18 protein-coding genes are annotated in these 20,786 nt (G+C 38.7%); 7 read left to right on the top strand and 11 right to left on the bottom strand.

Features of this window, described 5'->3' with window-relative positions; translation table 11 throughout:
* Positions 1-161: 161 nt before the first annotated feature.
* The 7 genes from H4J70_RS07085 to ilvG all read right to left on the bottom strand — a co-directional run bounded on the left by H4J70_RS07085 (position 162) and on the right by ilvG (position 9,398).
* Complete coding sequence (locus H4J70_RS07085) at positions 162-932, bottom strand: response regulator (RefSeq protein ID WP_070375385.1); 771 nt, start codon at positions 930-932, stop codon at positions 162-164.
* A gap of 235 nt (positions 933-1,167) precedes the next feature.
* On the bottom strand, positions 1,168-2,601 hold the full coding sequence (locus H4J70_RS20620) for a DUF418 domain-containing protein (RefSeq protein WP_259368010.1): 1,434 nt from the start codon (positions 2,599-2,601) through the stop codon (positions 1,168-1,170).
* A gap of 137 nt (positions 2,602-2,738) precedes the next feature.
* On the bottom strand, positions 2,739-4,310 hold the full coding sequence (gene ilvA / locus H4J70_RS07075) for a threonine ammonia-lyase, biosynthetic (RefSeq protein ID WP_070375384.1): 1,572 nt from the start codon (positions 4,308-4,310) through the stop codon (positions 2,739-2,741).
* Between the two features lie 35 nt (positions 4,311-4,345).
* Positions 4,346-6,208, bottom strand: a complete 1,863-nt coding sequence (gene ilvD, locus H4J70_RS07070) for a dihydroxy-acid dehydratase (RefSeq protein WP_070375383.1) — start codon at positions 6,206-6,208, stop codon at positions 4,346-4,348.
* Between the two features lie 236 nt (positions 6,209-6,444).
* Positions 6,445-7,371 (bottom strand): branched-chain amino acid transaminase, encoded by a 927-nt coding sequence (locus H4J70_RS07065; protein WP_070375382.1) that lies wholly within the window; start codon positions 7,369-7,371, stop codon positions 6,445-6,447.
* A gap of 115 nt (positions 7,372-7,486) precedes the next feature.
* Positions 7,487-7,732 (bottom strand): acetolactate synthase 2 small subunit, encoded by a 246-nt coding sequence (ilvM, locus tag H4J70_RS07060; RefSeq protein WP_070375381.1) that lies wholly within the window; start codon positions 7,730-7,732, stop codon positions 7,487-7,489.
* Position 7,733: 1 nt separating this feature from the next.
* Positions 7,734-9,398 (bottom strand): acetolactate synthase 2 catalytic subunit, encoded by a 1,665-nt coding sequence (ilvG, locus tag H4J70_RS07055; protein ID WP_070377107.1) that lies wholly within the window; start codon positions 9,396-9,398, stop codon positions 7,734-7,736.
* Positions 9,399-9,898: 500 nt separating this feature from the next.
* On the opposite strand from ilvG, the gene H4J70_RS07050 reads away from it, so the two are divergent.
* Positions 9,899-11,422, top strand: coding sequence for a YifB family Mg chelatase-like AAA ATPase (locus H4J70_RS07050; protein WP_182250797.1), 1,524 nt, complete (start codon positions 9,899-9,901; stop codon positions 11,420-11,422).
* A 123-nt stretch (positions 11,423-11,545) separates the two neighbouring features.
* On the opposite strand, the gene ilvY is transcribed toward H4J70_RS07050, so the two are convergent.
* Positions 11,546-12,424 carry an HTH-type transcriptional activator IlvY gene (gene ilvY, locus H4J70_RS07045; protein ID WP_070375379.1) on the bottom strand — a complete coding sequence of 293 codons (879 nt, stop codon included), beginning with the start codon at positions 12,422-12,424 and terminating at the stop codon, positions 11,546-11,548.
* Positions 12,425-12,623: 199 nt separating this feature from the next.
* Here ilvY and ilvC point away from each other — a divergent pair, with 199 nt between their 5' ends.
* The 3 genes from ilvC to H4J70_RS07030 all read left to right on the top strand — a co-directional run bounded on the left by ilvC (position 12,624) and on the right by H4J70_RS07030 (position 15,231).
* The gene (gene ilvC / locus H4J70_RS07040; RefSeq protein WP_182214592.1) at positions 12,624-14,108 is read left to right on the top strand and encodes a ketol-acid reductoisomerase; all 1,485 of its coding nucleotides are present in this window, start codon (positions 12,624-12,626) and stop codon (positions 14,106-14,108) included.
* 124 nt (positions 14,109-14,232) lie between these two features.
* Positions 14,233-14,550, top strand: a complete 318-nt coding sequence (locus tag H4J70_RS07035) for a pyrimidine/purine nucleoside phosphorylase (RefSeq protein ID WP_070375377.1) — start codon at positions 14,233-14,235, stop codon at positions 14,548-14,550.
* A 285-nt stretch (positions 14,551-14,835) separates the two neighbouring features.
* Positions 14,836-15,231, top strand: a complete 396-nt coding sequence (locus H4J70_RS07030; protein WP_182214593.1) for a Fis family transcriptional regulator — start codon at positions 14,836-14,838, stop codon at positions 15,229-15,231.
* A gap of 30 nt (positions 15,232-15,261) precedes the next feature.
* Here H4J70_RS07030 and proB read toward each other — a convergent pair whose 3' ends face one another.
* The gene (gene proB, locus H4J70_RS07025) at positions 15,262-16,359 is read right to left on the bottom strand and encodes a glutamate 5-kinase (protein WP_182214595.1); all 1,098 of its coding nucleotides are present in this window, start codon (positions 16,357-16,359) and stop codon (positions 15,262-15,264) included.
* A gap of 420 nt (positions 16,360-16,779) precedes the next feature.
* Between proB and H4J70_RS07020 the strand changes: the two genes are divergently transcribed.
* Positions 16,780-17,682, top strand: a complete 903-nt coding sequence (locus H4J70_RS07020) for an acyltransferase (protein WP_182214597.1) — start codon at positions 16,780-16,782, stop codon at positions 17,680-17,682.
* Positions 17,683-17,708: 26 nt separating this feature from the next.
* Entirely contained in the window at positions 17,709-18,962 is a 1,254-nt protein-coding gene (locus H4J70_RS07015; RefSeq protein WP_182217116.1) for a mechanosensitive ion channel family protein, read from the top strand.
* On the opposite strand, the gene tesB is transcribed toward H4J70_RS07015, so the two are convergent.
* Positions 18,959-19,816 carry an acyl-CoA thioesterase II gene (tesB, locus tag H4J70_RS07010; RefSeq protein WP_182217117.1) on the bottom strand — a complete coding sequence of 286 codons (858 nt, stop codon included), beginning with the start codon at positions 19,814-19,816 and terminating at the stop codon, positions 18,959-18,961. The genes H4J70_RS07015 and tesB overlap by 4 nt on opposite strands.
* A 152-nt stretch (positions 19,817-19,968) precedes the next feature.
* Here tesB and H4J70_RS07005 point away from each other — a divergent pair, with 152 nt between their 5' ends.
* Entirely contained in the window at positions 19,969-20,223 is a 255-nt protein-coding gene (locus H4J70_RS07005; protein WP_070375371.1) for a hypothetical protein, read from the top strand.
* A 66-nt stretch (positions 20,224-20,289) separates the two neighbouring features.
* On the opposite strand, the gene H4J70_RS07000 is transcribed toward H4J70_RS07005, so the two are convergent.
* A complete protein-coding gene (locus H4J70_RS07000; RefSeq protein WP_182230320.1) occupies positions 20,290-20,775 on the bottom strand; it encodes a hypothetical protein in 486 nt (161 codons plus the stop codon).
* Positions 20,776-20,786: the final 11 nt, after the last annotated feature.

Genomic DNA, 20,786 nt, shown 5'->3' with positions numbered 1-20,786 from the left:
TTATTCTTGGTTATTCCTGCAATAATATAAAGGTGAATATTTAAGAATATTGTTGAATATAGAAATGTTGTTAGGGTTATTTGACATAAATGTTTATTGTCATTGCTTACCCATAAAAAAGCAGCCGGTGGCTGCTTTTTTATTTTAAGGATAAACTTAATTTAATTGATATCTTTTAGTTTCTCAATATATTGTAGCTTCTCAATATTTAGCATAACGCGGCAATAGAATTCTTCGGGACAAAAAGGTTTTCGTAGAAAGTCATCGGCACCATTTTTAATGAATCGTGCTGATTGAAAACTCTTTTCTGAACTCGCTACCGCTATAATGATTAACTCATTAATTGGGTGTTTGGCTCTAATTTTATGCACTAATTCTAAGCCACTCACCCCGGTTAAATCTTGCTCAAGGATCACAATTTTTATATCTGGTTGCTCCTCAAGCTTTTTAATTGCTTTGGTACCATCTTCAACATCATAAACTGTAAAGTTTCTTCGTTTAAGTAACTGACAAACATGATTTCTTGAGGCTAAAGAATCATCAACGACTAAAACACCAATTTTTGGGTTATGAAGTTGACCATGAAGGATTCGAAGTAAGTAATGATAAGCCTGAGCATTCGTTTTTGTAATGTAATCAATAATGGGTTGGTTAAGTAATTTCTTATGTGTAGCGTCATCAATTCGGCCCGTCATGATAATACTGGGAATATTGTGTTGAACAATATAGGGAACAACTTCACCATTAGGCGCATCAGGTAAACCATAATCAAGCGTCGCTAAGAAAAAACTATGTTCTTGGGCAAGCAACACTTTAACATGAGCAAAGGTGTGAGCGATGGTCACGGAATACCCTAAGGAAACAGCAATTTTTTCAATAACTAGCGCAATTGACTTACTGTCCTCAACAACGAGCAATCTTTTTTGGGTCATATAAAACTCACTCGCATTAGTAAAACTTAATTATAAATTACTATACCTGAGAGTTTCACTAAGTAAACTTATATTACCCGGTGGCTCTTCTTTGCTTAACTGCTTCTGCTAAACAAAGAGAATTGTCGTCATTAAAGTAAACAATAAAACAAGTTAATCTATCTTCTTTATGTAACAAGCAGCCAATGGCTGCTTGTTAACTTTTAAAGGTAAACTCGCTTAAATCTACCGCAGGTTACAACTTCATTGGCTGCATTTGTTTATAGGTTAGGCTACGCCATAACCATTCCATGGGACCAAAGCGGTAGCGGTTTAACCACCATTTAGATAATATTATTTGAGTCACTATAATGGCTATAACAATAAGCATTTGCGGTGCTCTTGATATCTCACCGTATTGCCCTCCCGCATAACCATAAAAGATACTCGTTAAAATAACTGAGTGCATTAAATAATTGGTTAATGCCATTTGCCCCATGGGTGAAAATGCGACAAAAAACTGCTGCCACTTTTGTTTGTTTAACGCACAAACAACAAGACCTAAATATCCTGCCGAGAGTAAATATTGGCCGATATAAAAAAGTGTTTGCCCAACACCTTGCAGCACGACTGAAATAGCTGCGGCAGGGTGTTGAATAATTAAGATGCTAGCAACATTTAATGGAATACCAACGCATAAACCGACTTTAGCCAAGAGACTAAAAAATTTATGATGCTCTTGGTGTTTGGTTATTTTTTCTGTCACCACCAGCCAAAAACCTAAGATAAATATTGGTATTAAAACGAACAACGACATAATAGGCGTGAACATCAACATAAATCCCAGAAAGCCAAGCCGGTATTCTGTAGCTTGCCAATAACTATTTTGCATAAAGGCACTATCTTCTTCAGCAATATCCGCCTGTAATGCTTTACGTTGCTCAATAGTTTCAGCAATAGTGATTTCTCTCAGTTCTTCATCGGTAAGTATAGCTTCTTCAGCACTAGACTCTTCACTATCAATAGCATCGTTCTTTTCTAATATAACATCAGTATTTGTCAGTAATTGCTGTTCAACTGCTGTATATATATCAAGGTCGTTTTGCCATATTTCTTGGTACTTAGACTCGTTAAAAACCATGCCCAATATAGAACCCAAAAAACTCACCAGAAAAAGAGGGATCATTAGCCACATTAAGGCTAATTTTAAATAAGCTTTTGGGTCTTCTGTTTTTTTATAGGTAACCCAAGCTAATAGGATTAAACCCGCGATAGCGTACTGGTGTAAAATATCACCGCCCCATAAAAAAATCATATGGGCTATACCGATGAGCAGCAATACCAACATACGACGAACAAACCAAGCACCAAAGGGTCGACCTGCATCTTTGGCACGTAACAACATAACAGCAAAGCCCATTCCAAAGATAAGGGCAAATAATTTATAAAATTTACCTTCAACAAAACAACGAATTAACCAACCAATTACATGGTCAATACCAGTTAATGTTGTATCGTGTCCGCCTAAAGAAATAATTGCACGGTTAAACCATTCAATATTCATCAATAAAATACCAACGAGAGCTAGGCCGCGTAAAATATCTAAGGCATCAACACGTTTATGTTTATCCAAGGGTTTTAACTTAGAGGGGTGTATTACCGATTCATCTTCTTGGCTTACTTGCATCATGAATTGTCCATATAGTTTTTATGGATATAGAATAAACTAATTTTTCTGCAATTGAAAAGTATAAAATATAAGAAGCCACTTCAATTAAAGTGGCTTTAGTATATGATCAGTAAAGGTTATTTAAATAATCGCTCGATTTAATTTAAAAATGCTTGATAGGCTTTATTTTCGGTTTCTTCTTGCCACTCATAACCTAAATCTTTTAGATGATTAAAAAAGGCAAGCTGGTCATCATTCTTCACTTCAAAGCCAGCTAATACTTGACCGAAAGCCGCACCATGATTACGGTAATGAAATAAAGTAATATTCCAATGCTCACCTAAGGTATCTAAGAACTTTTCCAATGCACCTGGATATTCAGGAAACTGAAAACGAAAAATACGCTCTGGCGTTGGTGAAGAGTTTTGGCCACCAATCATATAGCGGACATGAAGTTTAGCTAATTCGTTATCAGTAAGATCTGTTGCTCGATAATCTCTTTTAGTTAACTGTGACAGTAAGTGATTTCGATCATCTTCACCACTGGTTCTAACACCTACAAAAATATTAGCACTTTTATGGCTGCCATCGGCTTTTGTTGCATAACGGTAATTAAACTCAGTGATCACTCGTCCATCTAAGGCATGACAGAAGGTTCTAAAACTACCTTTCTTTTCTGGAATTTTTACTGCGAGCACCGCTTCTTTTTGCTCACCTAATTCACATCGCTCTGAAATATATCGTAACGTGTGAAAATTCATATTAGCGCCAGACAGAATAGCAACTAATGCTTCATCTCCAGCGCTGGTTTTACAATACTTCTGTAAGCCCGCCAATGACAATGCACCAGCAGGTTCTGAAATCACGCGTGTCTGTTCAAAGATGTCTTTGATAGAAGTACAAATTTCATCGGTTGTTACCGTGATGACATCATCGCAATAATGTTTAATGACATTGAAGGTGTTTTCACCAATCCTCTTTACGGCAACCCCATCAGCAAACAGTCCCACTTGTTCTAAGTCGACCGGTTTACCGGCTTCCATAGCGGCTTTCAAGCAAGCAGAGTCTTCTGCTTCAACACCGATAACTTTTATATTGGGTCGTAGTTGCTTTAAATAAACCGACATACCTGCTAGTAAACCGCCACCACCGACCGGAACAAAAACAACGTCAATTTTTGGGTGCTGCTGTAAAAGTTCTTTGGCAACCGTGCCTTGTCCAGCGATAATATCGATATCATCAAAAGGAGGAACTATTGTTTTATTTTCATCTCGGGCAAAATCTAATGAAGCAACTTGCGCTTCATTGAAACTTTTACCGACTAAACGCACTTCGGCGCCAAAACGACGTACATTATCAACTTTTATATCAGGTGTTGTTATTGGCATAACAATCGTGGCTTTAATACCGAGCTTATTTGCTGCAAGTGCCAAGCCCTGAGCATGATTACCGGCAGAAGCGGCAATCACCCCATGAATACACTGCTCTTCAGTTAAATTAACAAGCTTATTATAAGCACCACGGATCTTAAAAGAATGAACCGGTTGCTGGTCTTCACGTTTAAGGAAAATTTGATTGCCTAAACGTGATGACAACTTAGTTAATGATGTTAATTCACTTTCTATAGCAACATCATAAACGGGTGCCAATAGAATTCTTCGTAAATAGTCGAGCCCTTGTTCTTGAGTTTCTTTCGCAAGCACTAAAGCTTGCTGTTCAGCTTCAGTCATTATATTTATTCCAAAAGGTCATCAAGAAATTCACCTTACGCCCCAACTAAACCGTCAAGTAAATCACGGTTACGTACAGCACCTTTGTCAGCACTTGTTGCTAACATTGCGTAATTTTTCAAGGCATAGCTAATTGGGCGTACACGGTTAAGTGGTTTCCAAGCATCCTTGCCTTTTGCTTCCATGTTAGTGCGACGTTCAGCTAAAACTGCTTCGCTGACGTTTAATGTAATATCGCGATTAGGAATATCGATATGAATAATGTCACCTTGTTCAACTAAGGCAATCATACCGCCACTGCCAGCTTCAGGAGAAACATGGCCAATAGATAAACCAGAAGTGCCACCAGAGAAACGGCCATCGGTTAATAAGGCACATTCTTTACCTAACCCCATAGATTTTAAGTAAGTGGTTGGGTAAAGCATTTCTTGCATACCAGGACCCCCTTTAGGGCCTTCGTAACGAATAACAACCACTTCGCCAGCAACAACCTTGCCCGCTAAAATACCTGAAACCGCATCATCTTGGCTTTCAAAAACATGAGCTGGACCGGTAAAGACTAAATTATCATCTGATACACCCGCCGTTTTAACAACACAACCATCAGGGGCAATATTACCGGCTAATACCGCTAAGCCACCCTCTAATGAATACGCGTGTTCAAGTGAACGTATACAGCCGTTTTCACGATCGTCATCAACAGTATCCCAACGACAGTCTTGACTAAAAGCTTTCGTGGTACGAATGCCTGCGGGGCCTGCACGGAAAAAGTCGATCACGCTTTGGTCTTTAGTTAACGTTATATCATATTTTTCTAGCATTTCATCAAGTGTTAAACCCAGTACGTTTTTGATGTCCATGGTTAATAAATTAGCGCGAGCTAATTCACCTAAAATTGCAATGACACCACCAGCGCGATGTACGTCTTCCATATGGTATTTAGGTGTAGAAGGAGCAACTTTACATAACTGCGGGACAACTCTTGATAAGCGATCCATATCTTTCATGGTGAAATCAATATCGGCTTCTTGCGCAGCAGCGATTAAATGCAACACGGTATTTGTTGAACCACCCATAGCAATATCTAAACAAGTGGCATTTTCGAACGCCGCTTTGTTAGCAATATTACGTGGTAACGCCGACTCGTCATTTTCTTGATAGTAGCGCTTAGTTAATTTAACAATTTCTTTACCCGCGTTTAAGAACAGTTGTTCACGGTCAGCATGGGTTGCAAGCATTGAACCGTTACCCGGTTGTGCTAAACCTAACGCTTCTGCTAAACAGTTCATTGAATTTGCGGTAAACATACCCGAACAAGAGCCACAAGTAGGACAAGCCGAACGTTCAACTTGGTCACTTTGCGCGTCAGAGACTTTTGGGTCAGCACCTTGGATCATCGCATCAACAAGGTCAAGTTTGATAATTTGGTTAGAAAGCTTAGTTTTACCAGCTTCCATTGGACCACCGGAAACAAAAATCACTGGAATATTTAAGCGCATAGCCGCCATTAACATACCCGGCGTGATTTTGTCACAGTTTGAAATACAGACCATAGCATCAGCACAATGCGCATTAACCATATATTCAACCGAATCGGCAATTAAATCACGCGAAGGTAAACTGTAAAGCATACCGCTGTGACCCATGGCAATACCATCATCAACCGCAATGGTATTAAATTCTTTAGCGACACCACCCGCTTTTTCAATAGCGCCGGCAACAAGCTGTCCCATATCTTTTAAATGAACATGACCGGGTACAAACTGAGTAAAGGAGTTAACAACCGCAATAATTGGTTTGCCAAAATCATTATCCGTCATTCCTGTTGCGCGCCATAAAGCACGAGCCCCAGCCATATTACGGCCTTGAGTAGAAGTTGCAGATCTTAATTTAGGCATGATATTTACATTCCAATTGATAATGTGAATTAATATTGTGAAAAATTTTATTTTGAAAGCTACTGTTCCAAGAAGCTCTTAAAATAAAACCTTATCGGTTTTATTTATAGTTTACGGTGATAGCAACTCTTCAACATTTGCCACTTTAGCAAAGAAGGCGTAACGGGCTTATCGCGAGAAGCGAGTATTGCCGATGCCGATAAAGTGGTAATGACAACGAGTTGCTTTTATTACCGTTATTTAACGGGATCTAACCAATTATCTGGAACAGTAGTCGTTCCGTTGAAAATACCAAAAAATGCTTCTTGAATAGCTTTAGTGATCGGTCCACGGGTACCATTACCGACAAGCATTCCGTCCACTGATTTTACTGGTACAACTTCCGTTGCTGTGCCACACATAAAGAACTCATCAACTAAGTACAATGACTCACGAGAAATTGGCTCTTCACGTACTTCATAACCCAATTGTTCTGCAAGAAAAAATACAGTATCGCGGGTTAAACCTTGTAAAATCGAAGCCGTTCCAGGAGGGGTATAAAGAATACCTTTGCGGATCAAAAATAAGTTTTGACCGGCTCCTTCACTAACCATATTATTGATATCAAGTGCGACACCTTCAGCATAACCATGACGAGCAGCTTCAGCTGAAATCAGTTGTGATGAAAGGTAATTACCACCGGCTTTTGCTGCTGTTGGCATAGTGTTAGGTGCTAATCGATTCCAACTTGACACTCCAACTTCTACACCATTCTCAATAGCATCAGCGCCTAGGTAAGCTTCCCAACTAAATGCAGCAATCATTACATCAGCTTTTGCATCAATAGGTGGACGTAACCCCATACCGATATCACCCAAAAAAGCCAACGGACGTAAGTAAGCAGAAGCTAAACCATTTTCAGCAACGGCATCTTTACAGGCTTGAACAATTTCTTCTTGGGTAAAAGGGATATTCATTCGATAGATTTTTGCTGAATCAAATAAACGTTTAATATGTTCTTCTAAACGAAAAATACACGTACCTTTATGAGTATCATAAGCACGGATACCTTCAAATACCGAGGAACCATAATGCAAAGCGTGACTCATTACATGCACGGTAGCATTTTTCCAAGGCATGAGTTCACCATTAAACCAAATTAGTTCTGCATTTACTTTAGCCATTTTTCTTCCTAATTTATAATATTTTTAACGAGTTAGCTGTAGTTTAATTACCCAACCAACTCTGAATTTTTATGGGTGCTTGTTGCGCAATTATTATAACTGGTTATGAGCGACATTACTTCGTGGTATTTTTGTCTACCTTGACGTCTTTGATATCAATCAGTTTATTAATTTGATCAACTAAAAGTGAAATAGGTCGCTCACTTCGCACCATTAATTCTATAGTGCCGATATTTGTACCGGTATTAACTCGCGCCTTAATGCCTTCGATTAGGAAGCCTCGGTAGCGGGTGACTTGTAAAATACGCTCTAACACCACTTGCTTATCATCAGCCTTTATACGTAATTGATAATGATTCATCTTAAGTACTCTCCATCATTTTATCATTGGCTGTATTGGGTGGAACTAGTGGCCAAACATTATCTGCGGCATCTATTTTAACTTGTAAAAGATAAGGCCCGTTATGCGCTAACATCTCTTCAATCGCCTCAGAAACCTCTGCCTTAGAGCTTATCTGTTTAGCTTTAATGTCAAATGCATTTGCAAGCATGACAAAATCAGGGTTATCAGAAAGATCTGTTTCACTTAAACGTCCATCAAAAAATAAATCTTGCCATTGGCGGACCATACCTAATTTGGCATTATCGATGAGGACAATTTTTACCGGTAACTGAAAACGCTTTATTGTTGAGAGTTCTTGCACATTCATCATGATAGAGCCATCGCCTGAAACAGTAATAATACAATCTGTTGGTCGGCTAACTTGTGCACCGATCGCGGCAGGTAAGCCAAAGCCCATGGTGCCCATTCCAGCACTGGTTAAAAAGTTACTAGGGTGATCAAATGACATATGCTGTGCCGCCCACATTTGATGTTGACCAACATCAGTGGTAACACAACTGTTTAGCGGCATTTTATCGCTCAACTCTTTAAGTACCGCTGGTGCAAAAATAGTGCTGCCAGGATGATTATAATCCCAAGAAAAATCAGCTTTCATTTGCTGACATTTTTGTTGCCAACTTTTGATTTCTAAAGGAATCGATAAGGCAGGTAAATTAGTTTTTAAATCACCTAAGATCGCTGAATCAGCGGCTCGGCGTTTATTAATCTCGGCTGTATCTATATCAAAATGAATAACTTTCGCATGGGGCGCAAACTCAGTTAATTTCCCAGTAACTCGGTCATCAAAACGTGCACCAACAACCACCAATAAATCACTTTCTTGTACCGCTAAGTTTGCCGCTTTAGTGCCGTGCATGCCTAACATGCCAAGATAGTTTTCATTATTAGGCGAAATAGCACCTAAACCTTTTAATGTTGAAACACTCGGTATATGGGTAATATCAATAAAATCGCGTAATTCATCGACCGCGTTTGCCATACCTACACCGCCACCCACATACAAAACAGGCTGTTTTGCATGACAAAGCATAGCGATTGCAGAACCAACATTAGCCGGTGGTAAATTAACTTTATTTTTCAAGGTTGAAACTACACTGCCTTGGCTAACCACATGCGCAATTTGAATGTCTTTTGGGATATCGACAAGAACAGGACCTTGTCTCCCTTCCAATGCTATAGCAAAGGCTTGATGTAAAACTTTTTCAAGATCATTAATATCTGTTACCTGAAAAGAATGCTTAGTACAGGCGAGTGATAAACCAAAAATATCGATTTCCTGAAAAGCATCAGAGCCCATCACCGAAGTAGCAACTTGTCCAGTTATGGCAACAATAGGAATTGAATCGGCAAGGGCGTCAGCAAGGCCAGTAATTAAATTAGTTGCCCCCGGTCCAGAAGTCGCAAAACAAACCCCTACTTTACCGGATGCTCTTGCATAACCTACTGCTGAAAATGCCGCACCTTGCTCATGACGACACAAGAAGTGTTGGATGTCACTGTCGGTAAGTGCATCATAAATTGGCATTATAGCGCCACCAGGATAACCAAAAACATGCTCAACACCGTGCTGCTGAAGTACGTCAAAAAGTAATGAACCGCCTGTTTGTTTCTTTTCACTTGTCATCTTTTTTTTAACCCACCCAACTGAATACATTTTGCATAACCGTTAGTTTGAGCTTTCTCCTTTGCGCTGAGTTGGTATGATTTATTGATATAAAATATTGATATTAAAACTGACCATCATTATTTTCATCTTTATCTATAAAAAAACCCCCGTTCCTTTCGGAGCGAGGGTTTGTTTTTTGCTTTAGTTTTTCTTAGCTCAACAAACAACCTCGCGATGATTTAATAATCACCACGACGAGAATGTTAATAATCACTGAACTAAATTTTTGCATGTTTATTCAATTACCTTGATTCTTTATAAAAACAAAATGAAAAACTTTTAAATTTGTTGGCTATTGCGCTGCCTATTTAAATTAGTACCATAGCTCTAATATTAAGTGCAAGTTTTTTTACTAGCGTTTTTTAATTGAAATAAATAATTTAGTTATATGATGCGTTAGCACTTTAGATAAATCCTGCCTAAACTTAACTTACAGGATGCTAACTAAATGGATTTTTATGAGCTTAGCTTGTATTTATAGCAGAGCCCAGGTTGGGCTTGAGTCTCCCCTTGTCACTGTCGAAGTGCATTTAGCCAATGGACTGCCGGTATTTAATATTGTCGGTTTACCAGAAACCTCGGTACGTGAATCAAAAGATCGGGTGCGCAGCGCTATCATCAATTGTGGTTATCAGTTCCCAGCAAAGCGAATTACCATAAATCTAGCCCCCGCTGATTTACCTAAAGAAGGAGGTCGCTTCGACTTACCGATAGCGCTTGGTATTTTGGTTGCCAGTGAGCAACTGCCTAATACAGATTTAAGCCAATATGAGTTTGCTGGCGAACTTGCGCTTTCCGGTGAATTGCGTGAAATTATTGGTGAAATTCCAATGGCAATTGCTTGCGCTAACGCTAAAAGAACCTTAGTTATTCCTAAACAAAATGCTGAACAAGCGAGTTGGGTTAAGCAGGCCAATATTTTATCAATAGAACATTTAAGTCAATTATACCCACACTTTTTAAAGCAACGCTCGCTACCTTTGGTGTCTGCAAAAGCAGTAGAGCATTATCAAGTGCCTACCAGTAAAGACATTGCTGATGTTATCGGCCAACCACTGGCAAAAAGAGCTCTAGAAATCTCCGCTTGTGGCGCGCACAACCTACTTTTTATTGGGCCACCCGGTACGGGCAAAACCATGCTAGCGAGCCGTTTACCTGGAATATTACCACCAATGAGCGAAAGTGAAGCGTTAGAGGCTGCAGCTATCGCTTCGATTAGTCATCAAAAAATCAATCATAAATCTTGGTTAACTCGCCCCTTTCGTGCCCCCCATCATACGGCTTCTTCTGCGGCACTGGTTGGTGGTGGCAGCCAACCACAAGCGGGAGAGATTTCATTGGCGCATAATGGCGTATTATTTCTGGATGAATTACCAGAATTTGCTCGTAAAGTGCTCGATGTTTTACGTGAACCCATGGAATCAGCCGAAGTTACCATTTCTAGAGCAATGTACAAACAAACCTTTCCAGCAAAATTTCAATTAGTAGCTGCGATGAATCCTAGCCCAACCGGATTTTACAATGATAACCGCAGCACACCCGAACAAGTGCTACGTTATTTAAATCGCCTATCGGGGCCTTTTCTTGACCGAATTGACATTCAAATTGAGGTGACCCGTTTACCCAAGGGTATGTGGGCAAAGGATGATCATAACAATGAAAGTTCTGCGCAAATACAGAAAAGGGTTGCGCTGTGTAGAGAATTACAATTAGAGCGGCAAGGGAAAGCAAATGCTCACTTAGGGAGTGCTGAAACACGGATATTTTGCAAACTGAGTACTGATGAGCATGAGTTTTTAGAGCTTGCCGTTGAAAAACTTGGTTTGTCTACCCGCGCCCACCATAAAATATTAAAGATAGCGCGCACCTTGGCAGACATGAATAGTATTGAAGATATTCAACATGAACATATCATTGAAGCGCTGTCTTATCGCGCAATGGACCGATTACTGAGACACCTAACCGATGCTGTTTCTTTTTAACCGGACATCACAATTAATAAGATTAAAGTTGTCATATTGAATATATCTGGCATTAGCATCTTATCAAAAAGCCTTCTAGCCAATAACAATGGCTATTCTCTAGCGATAAAGCGGTTGCTGAGACTATTTAATTGCCTCAAAGAAGGCTTTGACTAAGGTTTGTTCTCGACTTTGGTTTAAACAACAAATGCCAAGGTCGAACGGCTCAATATCACCAACATTTTGTAAATATTGCACCCGGTCTTTTACCGGGCTATTTTCAACAACAACTTTTGGGGCCATGCCGACACCACAACCTAAAGCAACCATGCTAACAAGCGCTTCATGACCCGAAACTGTTGCATAAATATTGGGTTTACCTTGTTGCTTTTTACGATACCAAAGTTCAAAACGCTTACGCGCCGCACCATGCTCAGCTAAAATAATCGGTACTTCAGACCAAATAATTGTTTCGTCTTGTAATTGTTGCTGAACTCGACAAGCCATCGTTGGTGCAATAACGGCCAACGGCACAGTAGCAATATGCTGAAAATAAAACATTCTTGATAAGCTTTCAGGTTTTACACCAAAAGCAAAATCTACCAACTTTTGCTGTACTTGGTCAAAGGCATCAGCAGCATCACCGGTCGTTAATACAATTTCAACTAGCGGGTGTTGTTGGCGAAAGCGTTCCAATAGCGGTGGTAAATGACTATAAGCGGCAGTAACAGAACAATAAATGTGAAGTTTACCCTGTAGTTCAGCCTGCTTTTGGTCGAGCGACAATTGCAATAATTGCCATTGTTCAAGTTGCTGTTCGGCATATTTATAAAATAACATGCCTGCTTCAGTTAACACGACTGAACGATTATCACGATGTAATAGCAAACAACCTAACTGATCTTCCAGCCTTTGAATAATTCGACTTAAGGTAGAAGTACTGACATGGTGCGCTTCAGCTGTTTTCCCAAAATGAAGACTGTGGGTTAAATGCACAAACATTTTTAACGATTTAAGATCCATTATTTACTCTTACCATTCATTGACAACATTTTACCCACCAATCGTTGCACTTTATGCAACACTACCTTGCGAATATATCATTTTAAGCAACATTAATCTTGCGCTATGATAACTCCATCGTCGGAAAGACCGATAAAGCCATTAAATAATCACATCGCCAGCATTACGTTGAGTCGATTTGAGACAAAAGGATAACCCAATGAGCAATTATTTTAACACCTTAAGTTTACGCGAAAAATTAGGTCAGTTAGGCAAATGTCGTTTTATGCAGCGTGAAGAATTCAGCGATGGCTGTAATTTTATTAAAGACTGGAATATTGTCATTGTCGGTTGTGGCGCGCAAGGGCTAAACCAAGGTTTGAACATGCGTGATTCAGGTTTAAATATCTCTTACGCATTACGCGAAGCTGCCATTTCATCAAAACGTCAATCTTGGCAATGGGCGACAGAGAACGGTTTTACCGTAGGTACATACGCAGAATTAATACCACAAGCTGACTTAGTGCTTAATTTAACACCAGACAAGCAACATACCTCTGCTGTTACTGCTGTTATGCCTCATATGAAACAGGGTTCAACTTTAGCCTACTCACACGGTTTTAATATCGTTGAAGAAGGTATGAAAATTCGTGAAGATATCACTGTAGTCATGGTTGCACCTAAATGTCCGGGTACTGAAGTACGTGAAGAATACAAACGTGGTTTTGGTGTACCTACTTTAATTGCTGTTCACCCTGAGAATGATCCACAAGGTAACGGCTTAGCAATAGCTAAGGCTTACGCATCAGCTACTGGTGGCGATCGTGCCGGCGTACTTGAATCATCATTTATTGCTGAAGTGAAGTCTGACTTAATGGGCGAGCAAACTATTTTATGCGGCATGTTGCAAACCGCTGCAGTACTTGGCCATAAGCAGTTAGTTGCGCAAGGTATGGATGCTGCGTATGCACGTAAGCTATTACAATACGGCATTGAAACAACAACGGAAGGCTTAAAGCATGGCGGTATTACCAATATGATGGACCGTTTATCAAACCCTGCTAAAGTTAAAGCGTTTGATATGTCTGAAGCATTAAAAGTCATCTTACGTCCGTTATTTGAAAAACATATGGACGACATTATCGAAGGTCGCTTCTCTTCCACTATGATGGAAGATTGGGCAAATGATGATGTGAACTTATTAAAATGGCGTGAAGAAACAGCTGAGTCTTCTTTTGAAAAAGCAGCTGATTGCGACATTGAAATTACCGAACAAGAATACTACGACAAAGGCATCTTTGTGGTTGCTATGGTAAAAGCCGGTGTTGAACTAGCCTTTGAAGCTATGGTTGCTGCGGGTATCATTGAGGAGTCAGCGTATTACGAGTCATTACACGAAACACCGTTAATTGCTAACTGTATTGCCCGTAACAAATTGTACGAAATGAACGTAGTCATTTCAGATACCGCTGAATACGGTAACTATTTATTTACCCATGCTGCACAACCTTTACTTAGCGATTTCGCCAGCAAATTGTCACTTGAAGAATTAGGTGAAGGCTTAAAAGAAAGCTCTAATGGTGTTGATAACGTACGCTTAATTGAAGTTAACGAAGCAATTCGCAGCCATGGTGTCGAAAGCGTAGGTAAAAAATTACGTGGTTACATGACAGATATGAAACGCATTGTAGAGTCAAATCAATAAAATAAAACGAGCGTTGTAGGTCACTAAAGGTAAACACTTAGGCCAGAGAGTCTAATGGTATTATTTTCTGGCCAGCAAGTGCTACACTGCAGCGCTTTATTTTATATCAAAGAGGAAAATTATCATGACAGAATTAAAGAATGTAACACTGACCAAGGCCGCTAATGTTTATTTTGACGGTAACGTAACTAGCAGAAAAGTAACGCTAGCAGATGGTTCAGTAGTAACCTTAGGCATTATGATGCCTGGCGAGTATACCTTTGCTACGGCAGAAAAAGAATTGATGGAAATTATCGCTGGTGAGGTTGAAATATTATTACCTAATGAGACGCAATGGCAAAGCATTTCTGCAGGTGGACACTTTTATGTCGACGCCGATGCTAAATTTGATATCAAAGTAAAAACGTTAGCTGATTATTGCTGTTCTTATATAGCAGCATAAAGCCACATCTATTGGCTTTAACAGTACCTCCGAAGATAATGGAGGTGCTTATCATTAGCTTAAGCCACCATTATCGACAAAAACTCACTGATACCTTAAAAGTGATACCTTCTTAAAACGGACTTCGACATTTAACGTTAAGTTATCATTATAATTTAACTCGCTCTTGCCGATAACCGCTAAACCTTATTTAACACCTCGCCACTAAAAACATTGCTGATTTACTATCAATAATACTCATTTAATGAAAAAATCATCTTTAATAGCCATTGCTGAATATAAATAATGAAACTCAATAAAACCACGCAAAAAATCGATAATAATGTTTGTAAAGCACTTAAATTAGCCTGCGAAGACTTCACTAACGAAGTTGATGGTTTCTGTTGGTTAACCCACCGTGCTAATTACACTAATTTTCCCGCAAGTTTAGTGGTGACCTGTATTTTCGATATCGATGCAGAAGTGATTGCAGCGAAAGAACAAAAAGTTGATGATCACTTGCGTGATGTCATTCAAAAGCAGTTACTCAAAGTGGGTATTGTCTTAAAAAACGTTCGCCACAATGTCCATTTAGATAGTGAAGAGTCTTGCTTACGTGACCATAGTGGTCAATGGCCTGAACGTCTAAAATTAAGAGTGACTAAGCAAAAGCCAACACAAAGTAAACAGTTTGGCCGCTAGAGCCTCAGTTAATTACCCCGTTACCTAGCCTTATAAAACAACCATATCATCACGATGAATAATCACTTTACTGGGACAACAGCCTAATAAAGTGATTATCTGTTCACTATTACACCCCATAATACGCAACAAATCTCGTTGACTGTATTGGCAAATACCTTTAGCAATCAGCTTTTTAGAATGTGCGTCAATAATATCAACAGACTCTCCAGCGACAAAGTCACCGTCAACTTGATTGACACCTGAGGGTAATAGCGAAGCACCTTCATTAACCACAGCATGCACTGCACCCGCATCAAGATGTACTTTTCCACTGCTTTTTAAGGTATGTTTTAACCAGTGTTTGCGTGCTTTTGTCGCCGCTTGTTTGGCACTAAAATGTGTACCTGGGTTTTCACCTTTTAATATCTGTTGAAAAACTTCACTACGACTACCATTTAGAATATAAGTCTCTATGCCATTTTCAACCGCTTTTTCGGCGGCCTGAATTTTTGTTTTCATACCACCGGTGGCAATAACGTTATTTGTTGTTCCAGCCATGGCATGAATTTCAGCGGTAATTTCGTGAATTTCAGGGAGTAACCTTGCCTTAGGGTTTTCACGCGGGTCTTGATCATAAACACCGTCGATATCGCTTAAGATGAATAAGCAGTCAGCTTCACTCACTAAAGCGACTAAGGCGGCTAAATTATCGTTATCACCGACTTTCAATTCATCGGTCGCGACCGTGTCATTTTCATTAACAATAGGAATAACACCATTTTCCAATAAAATGCGTAGGGTGTTTTTAATATTGATGTAGCGCTGGCGATCTTTTAAATCTCCATGGGTAATGAGTAACTGGCTACAAGGAACATCAAAAAATCGCTGCCAATTCGCCATCATTTTCATTTGCCCAACAGATGCCATCGCTTGTTTAGTGGGAATAGAGGGTACGGGAGAGCCGTGCTTAATTAATTGTCGTCCTGCAGCAACACTGCCCGATGAAACGATAATAATTTCTTTACCTGCCTGTTGGCATTCGGTAATAAAACGAGCAATAGCAAGAATATACTTACCACTACAGCCCTTATTGTCTGGTGCAACTAAAGCACTGCCTACTTTAATTACCGCACGATTAAAATTCATTGTTGTTCCCCTATGATCCAGCCCATAGCATGCCTCGATATGCAGGTAATTTGCAATCAACTTTTTGCCATAATATAGATGAGTTTATCCTTTTTAGCCTGTTGACTTGTTATATCGAATTAATTCGGTATTTATATCCTTTAAAACTTAAGAAATGGCGAGTTACTTAACTTGAAATAACAAGATGGTGTTTTTTACCTCATTCTAAAATATCAATAATAGACGCCTAAAACGCCTTTCTCTGCTAATGATTAACATTAAGCCTAGTTAACTTTCACTCATTTCAACAACTTGATGAATAATCGTTTTCAAACGGTTGTTAATCGTGATTAATTTATTTCACTGTTTTTGCTGAAAATTACTTCAAATCAGATTATGATCGGACATCTATTTATTTTTGTTATATTGAGCAAGTATTCCATGTTGAATTTTTTACCTCCGCTACTTATTCATATTATTTCGCTAACAATTTATACCGTTAATACGCTTTTCTGGTTAATACCTATTATTATATTTTCATTTTGTAAGGCTATTATTCCCTTAACCTTTGCTAAAAAAATATTCAGCTATTTATTAGATCAAATGGCAAGCAATTGGGTGGGTGTTAACACCTTCATTCAAAAGCTCTTTAATAAAACAGAAATTAAGGTAACCGGCTTAGATCAACTAACCATGAAAGAATGGTATTTGGTAGTCTGTAATCACCAAAGCTGGGTTGATATTGTTATCTTGCAGCGAGTCATGCATCGCAAAATTCCTTTTTTGAAATTCTTCTTAAAAAAAGAACTTATTTTTGTGCCTTTTTTAGGCTTGGCTTGGTGGGCCCTCGACTTTCCATTTATGAAGCGTTATAGCCAATCTTTCATTAAAAAGAACCCTCATTTAAAAGGCAAAGACGTTGAAACCACACGTAAAGCTTGTGCTAAATTCAAGCATAAACCCGTCAGTATAATGAACTTTATAGAAGGAACTCGCTTCACTAACGAAAAGCACGATAAGCAAAATTCCACGTTTAAACATCTACTTAAACCTAAAGCTGGTGGCATAGGTTTTGTGCTAGAAGCCATGGGCGGCAACTTGCATAAAATAGTCAATGTTACCATTCATTACCCAGAGGGGATCCCTACTTTTAGTGATTTTTTAGCGGGAAAAATTAAACAGGTAAATGTCGATGTAGAGGTTTCAAACATTGGGGATGATCTTGTTGGCGACTATGTGCGCGATCGACATTTTAAAATAAAATTTCAAAAGTGGGTTAATCAATTATGGCTTGATAAAGACCAAAAACTTATCGAGTTTAATAATGATAATACCGCTAAATAACATTGAAATTGAAAAAGGAAACTTAAATGAGTGAACTCATTAGCACATGGTTAACTAACCAAGGTATCGCCGAAGCGTATTTAGCGATGGCCACCATTTTTGTTGGTTGCATGCTCATTTTTGTCATTTCAGCATTGGGATACTACCTCGCAAAATATCAGGTATTAGCTTTTGTTAACAAAATGGTCAGCAGAACAAAAAATACTTGGGATGATGTTTTATTAGAGCATAATGTTTTTTCTCGCTTCGCTTTTTTAATTCCGTTATTCGTACTACTGTTTTTAACGCCTATTTTACTGCCCGAACAAGCATTACTTGGCGCCGTTTTAGTGGTTTTTGTAAAAATAGCTCTCAGCTTTCAAATTGCACGTTCTATTAGTGCTATTTTAAACGTCATTAGAAGTCTCTATCAAAATACTGCGCGTGACCGCTACTTACCCTTAAGCTCAACGATACAAGTGATAAAACTGGTTATTTATTTGGTTGCTACGATTCTATCTATTTCATTTATTTTAGATAAGTCACCTATTTATTTACTCAGTGGTTTAGGTGCATTAACTGCTGTTTTATTATTAGTATTTCAGGACACGATTAAAGGTTTAGTCGCTAGTATTCAAATATCAGCAAACAAAATGGTCGCGCCTGGTGACTGGATTGAAATTCCTAATTATGGTGCTGATGGCGATGTTATTGAGATTGGTTTAAATACGGTTAAAGTAAAAAACTTTGATAATACAGTGACAACTGTTCCTACGTACGCCTTAATAAACGGCTCATTTAAGAATTGGCGAGGCATGCTCAATTCAGGTGGTCGACGCATTAAGCGTAGCATTATTATTGATATCAACAGTATTTCATTTTATCAAAGTGCTGAGATTGAAAAACTTAAAGAAATCAGTTTATTAAAAGATTATTTACAGCAAAAATCTGATGAAATCACCACGAGTTTAAAAACGGCTAATTTATCTAACGATAATGTTAATAGCCGGCAGTTAACCAATGTCGGAACTTTTCGCGCTTATATTACCGCTTATTTAGCTAAACATGAAAAAATACATGATGAGATGACTTGTATGGTCAGGCAATTAGCGGCAACCGACTCAGGCTTACCGCTGGAGATATATTGTTTCAGTAATGACCAAAACTGGAAGAATTATGAGGGTATACAAGCCGATATTTTTGACCATTTATTCGCTATGGCGCCGGTATTCAGTTTACGTGTTTTTCAACATCCTACCGGCTATGACTGGCAAAAAAGTCGCTCGAGTCGACAACTTTAACGTTGACGAACTACGCCTTCTTGCATCGTTGAGGCAACAAGCTGTCCTTGACGATTAAAAATTTGCCCTTTAACTAAGCCTCGACCGCCACTTGCTGACGGACTATCCATAACGTAAAGCAGCCAATCATCAAAACGAAATGGGCGATGAAACCACATGGCATGGTCAATAGTGGCAATCTGTAAATTGGGTTGCCAATGACTCAAGCCGTGTGGAAATAAAGCCGTTGGTAAAAACAAGAAGTCAGAAGTATAAGCCAGCATATAGGTATGAATACGTAAATCATCAGATAAGGTGCCGTTTGCTTTTATCCACATCTGAGACTTAGGTGCTGTCTTTTCGGGTTGCAGCCAATTATAAGGTTTAACAGGACGCATTTCGATGGGCTTTTCAGCTAAAAATTTACCTCTAATTTCTTCAGGTATTTTATCTTGGTTGTCGAAAATGAAATCTGTGTAAGACGCTAAATCTTCAGGTGCGGGTACATCGGGCATAAGATCTTGATGCTCAATGCCTTTTTCATATTGTTGAAAAGAGGCCGTCATATAGAATATATCTTTACCGTTTTGAATTGCTTTAACACGCCGGGTGCTAAAACTTTTACCATCACGGATATTTTCGACTTCATAAACAACCGGCTTACTGGCATCACCTGGACGTAGAAAATAAGAATGAAGCGAGTGAACATTACGTGCTGAATCAACTGTTTCTTGAGCGGCAGAAACAGCTTGTCCCATTACTTGACCACCAAACAGCGCACGAAAGCCTAAATCTTGGCTTTGACCACGATAAATTCCTTGTTCGATTACCTCTAATTCTAATAATGAAGATAAATCATCCAACACTTGACTCATAATATTTAGCACTCACTGATATAAAATTTTGACTATAGCATATTTATAATTTATATCTTTAGCGACATTTTAAAATTGTTGAAAATTCATACGCTGCAAGGTAGTATCTAGGGAATAAGAAAATTATTGACTAAAAATACGAAGAGATCTCAATGGAAGCGCTATTAGAAAGAGAAGTATTGTTAGAAAGAAGGCAAGGTAGTAATGAGGAACAGTCGCTATGGGACAGGCTTTCTCTTGCACAAAAATTTGCCGCCAGTAGCATGACTCAGTTTGGTTACGACTTATCTTTTATTAGAAATAGCAATAACGGCAGCTTAGCCATATTACAATGCAATGGTAAAACAGCAACCATTAACGGTGAAGGTGAAGTAGACTCAACACCAAGTATAATTATTCGTCCTTAGTTATTCATCCTTGATTAAAGGCAAATACCTAGCCTACTTTCAGAGATACATGAAAAGATGCCCCTATTAGGCATCTTTTTTAGTTTTAGTCAGTAATAAAGCTTCAATTAAAGAAATATACCCCGTCAAATTATTACTTGACCACATACGTCTTACGCTGGCATCTTGCTTAGCAACATGCGCCGCGAACCTTTTAAAAGCGCCGTCGTCAAAATTTCCATAACACTTTTTAGTGATTGACTGCAGTTTACCTTTTCCTTTTAAACACTCAATAAAAATCGAGGCATAGTTATTAACCAGTGGTGAAATAATTTCAATCGTCTCAGGTTCTAATGCCTGACAATTTTTAATTATTTGTAATCGATTTTTAACAAAATCTTCGTGTCGCTTGGCAATTATTGCCATAGAGTCTATATAAAACTTATTTTCTTTCTGACTACTACTGAGCTCTTTTTTCACACTAAATAATTCGCGTTGCAGACCTTCTGCTCGAAAATAAAAATAAATACTCAAAGCTACAAAAATAGCAGCAATGGACAATACAAAAATCATATTAAGCCTAT

The organism is Colwellia sp. BRX8-9, assembly GCF_014077245.1.
Classification (GTDB): Bacteria; Pseudomonadota; Gammaproteobacteria; order Enterobacterales; family Alteromonadaceae; genus Colwellia_A.
Note: the sequence above shows the minus strand (reverse complement) of the source record. Positions and strands in the feature narration are given on the sequence as shown.

Excerpts from the sequence above, each read along its gene's own strand:
- ilvY (WP_070375379.1), bottom strand. The coding sequence starts at position 12,424 with ATGGATCTTAAATCGTTAAAAATGTTTGTGCATTTAACCCACAGTCTT.
- ilvG (WP_070377107.1), bottom strand. The coding sequence starts at position 9,398 with ATGACAAGTGAAAAGAAACAAACAGGCGGTTCATTACTTTTTGACGTA.
- H4J70_RS07020 (WP_182214597.1), top strand. The coding sequence starts at position 16,780 with ATGTTGAATTTTTTACCTCCGCTACTTATTCATATTATTTCGCTAACA.
- ilvA (WP_070375384.1), bottom strand. The coding sequence starts at position 4,310 with ATGACTGAAGCTGAACAGCAAGCTTTAGTGCTTGCGAAAGAAACTCAA.
- H4J70_RS07005 (WP_070375371.1), top strand. The coding sequence starts at position 19,969 with ATGGAAGCGCTATTAGAAAGAGAAGTATTGTTAGAAAGAAGGCAAGGT.
- tesB (WP_182217117.1), bottom strand. The coding sequence starts at position 19,816 with ATGAGTCAAGTGTTGGATGATTTATCTTCATTATTAGAATTAGAGGTA.
- H4J70_RS07035 (WP_070375377.1), top strand. The coding sequence starts at position 14,233 with ATGACAGAATTAAAGAATGTAACACTGACCAAGGCCGCTAATGTTTAT.
- H4J70_RS07065 (WP_070375382.1), bottom strand. The coding sequence starts at position 7,371 with ATGGCTAAAGTAAATGCAGAACTAATTTGGTTTAATGGTGAACTCATG.
- ilvM (WP_070375381.1), bottom strand. The coding sequence starts at position 7,732 with ATGAATCATTATCAATTACGTATAAAGGCTGATGATAAGCAAGTGGTG.
- H4J70_RS07015 (WP_182217116.1), top strand. The coding sequence starts at position 17,709 with ATGAGTGAACTCATTAGCACATGGTTAACTAACCAAGGTATCGCCGAA.
- H4J70_RS07000 (WP_182230320.1), bottom strand. The coding sequence starts at position 20,775 with ATGATTTTTGTATTGTCCATTGCTGCTATTTTTGTAGCTTTGAGTATT.
- proB (WP_182214595.1), bottom strand. The coding sequence starts at position 16,359 with ATGAATTTTAATCGTGCGGTAATTAAAGTAGGCAGTGCTTTAGTTGCA.
- ilvC (WP_182214592.1), top strand. The coding sequence starts at position 12,624 with ATGAGCAATTATTTTAACACCTTAAGTTTACGCGAAAAATTAGGTCAG.
- H4J70_RS20620 (WP_259368010.1), bottom strand. The coding sequence starts at position 2,601 with ATGATGCAAGTAAGCCAAGAAGATGAATCGGTAATACACCCCTCTAAG.
- H4J70_RS07085 (WP_070375385.1), bottom strand. The coding sequence starts at position 932 with ATGACCCAAAAAAGATTGCTCGTTGTTGAGGACAGTAAGTCAATTGCG.
- H4J70_RS07030 (WP_182214593.1), top strand. The coding sequence starts at position 14,836 with ATGAAACTCAATAAAACCACGCAAAAAATCGATAATAATGTTTGTAAA.
- ilvD (WP_070375383.1), bottom strand. The coding sequence starts at position 6,208 with ATGCCTAAATTAAGATCTGCAACTTCTACTCAAGGCCGTAATATGGCT.
- H4J70_RS07050 (WP_182250797.1), top strand. The coding sequence starts at position 9,899 with ATGAGCTTAGCTTGTATTTATAGCAGAGCCCAGGTTGGGCTTGAGTCT.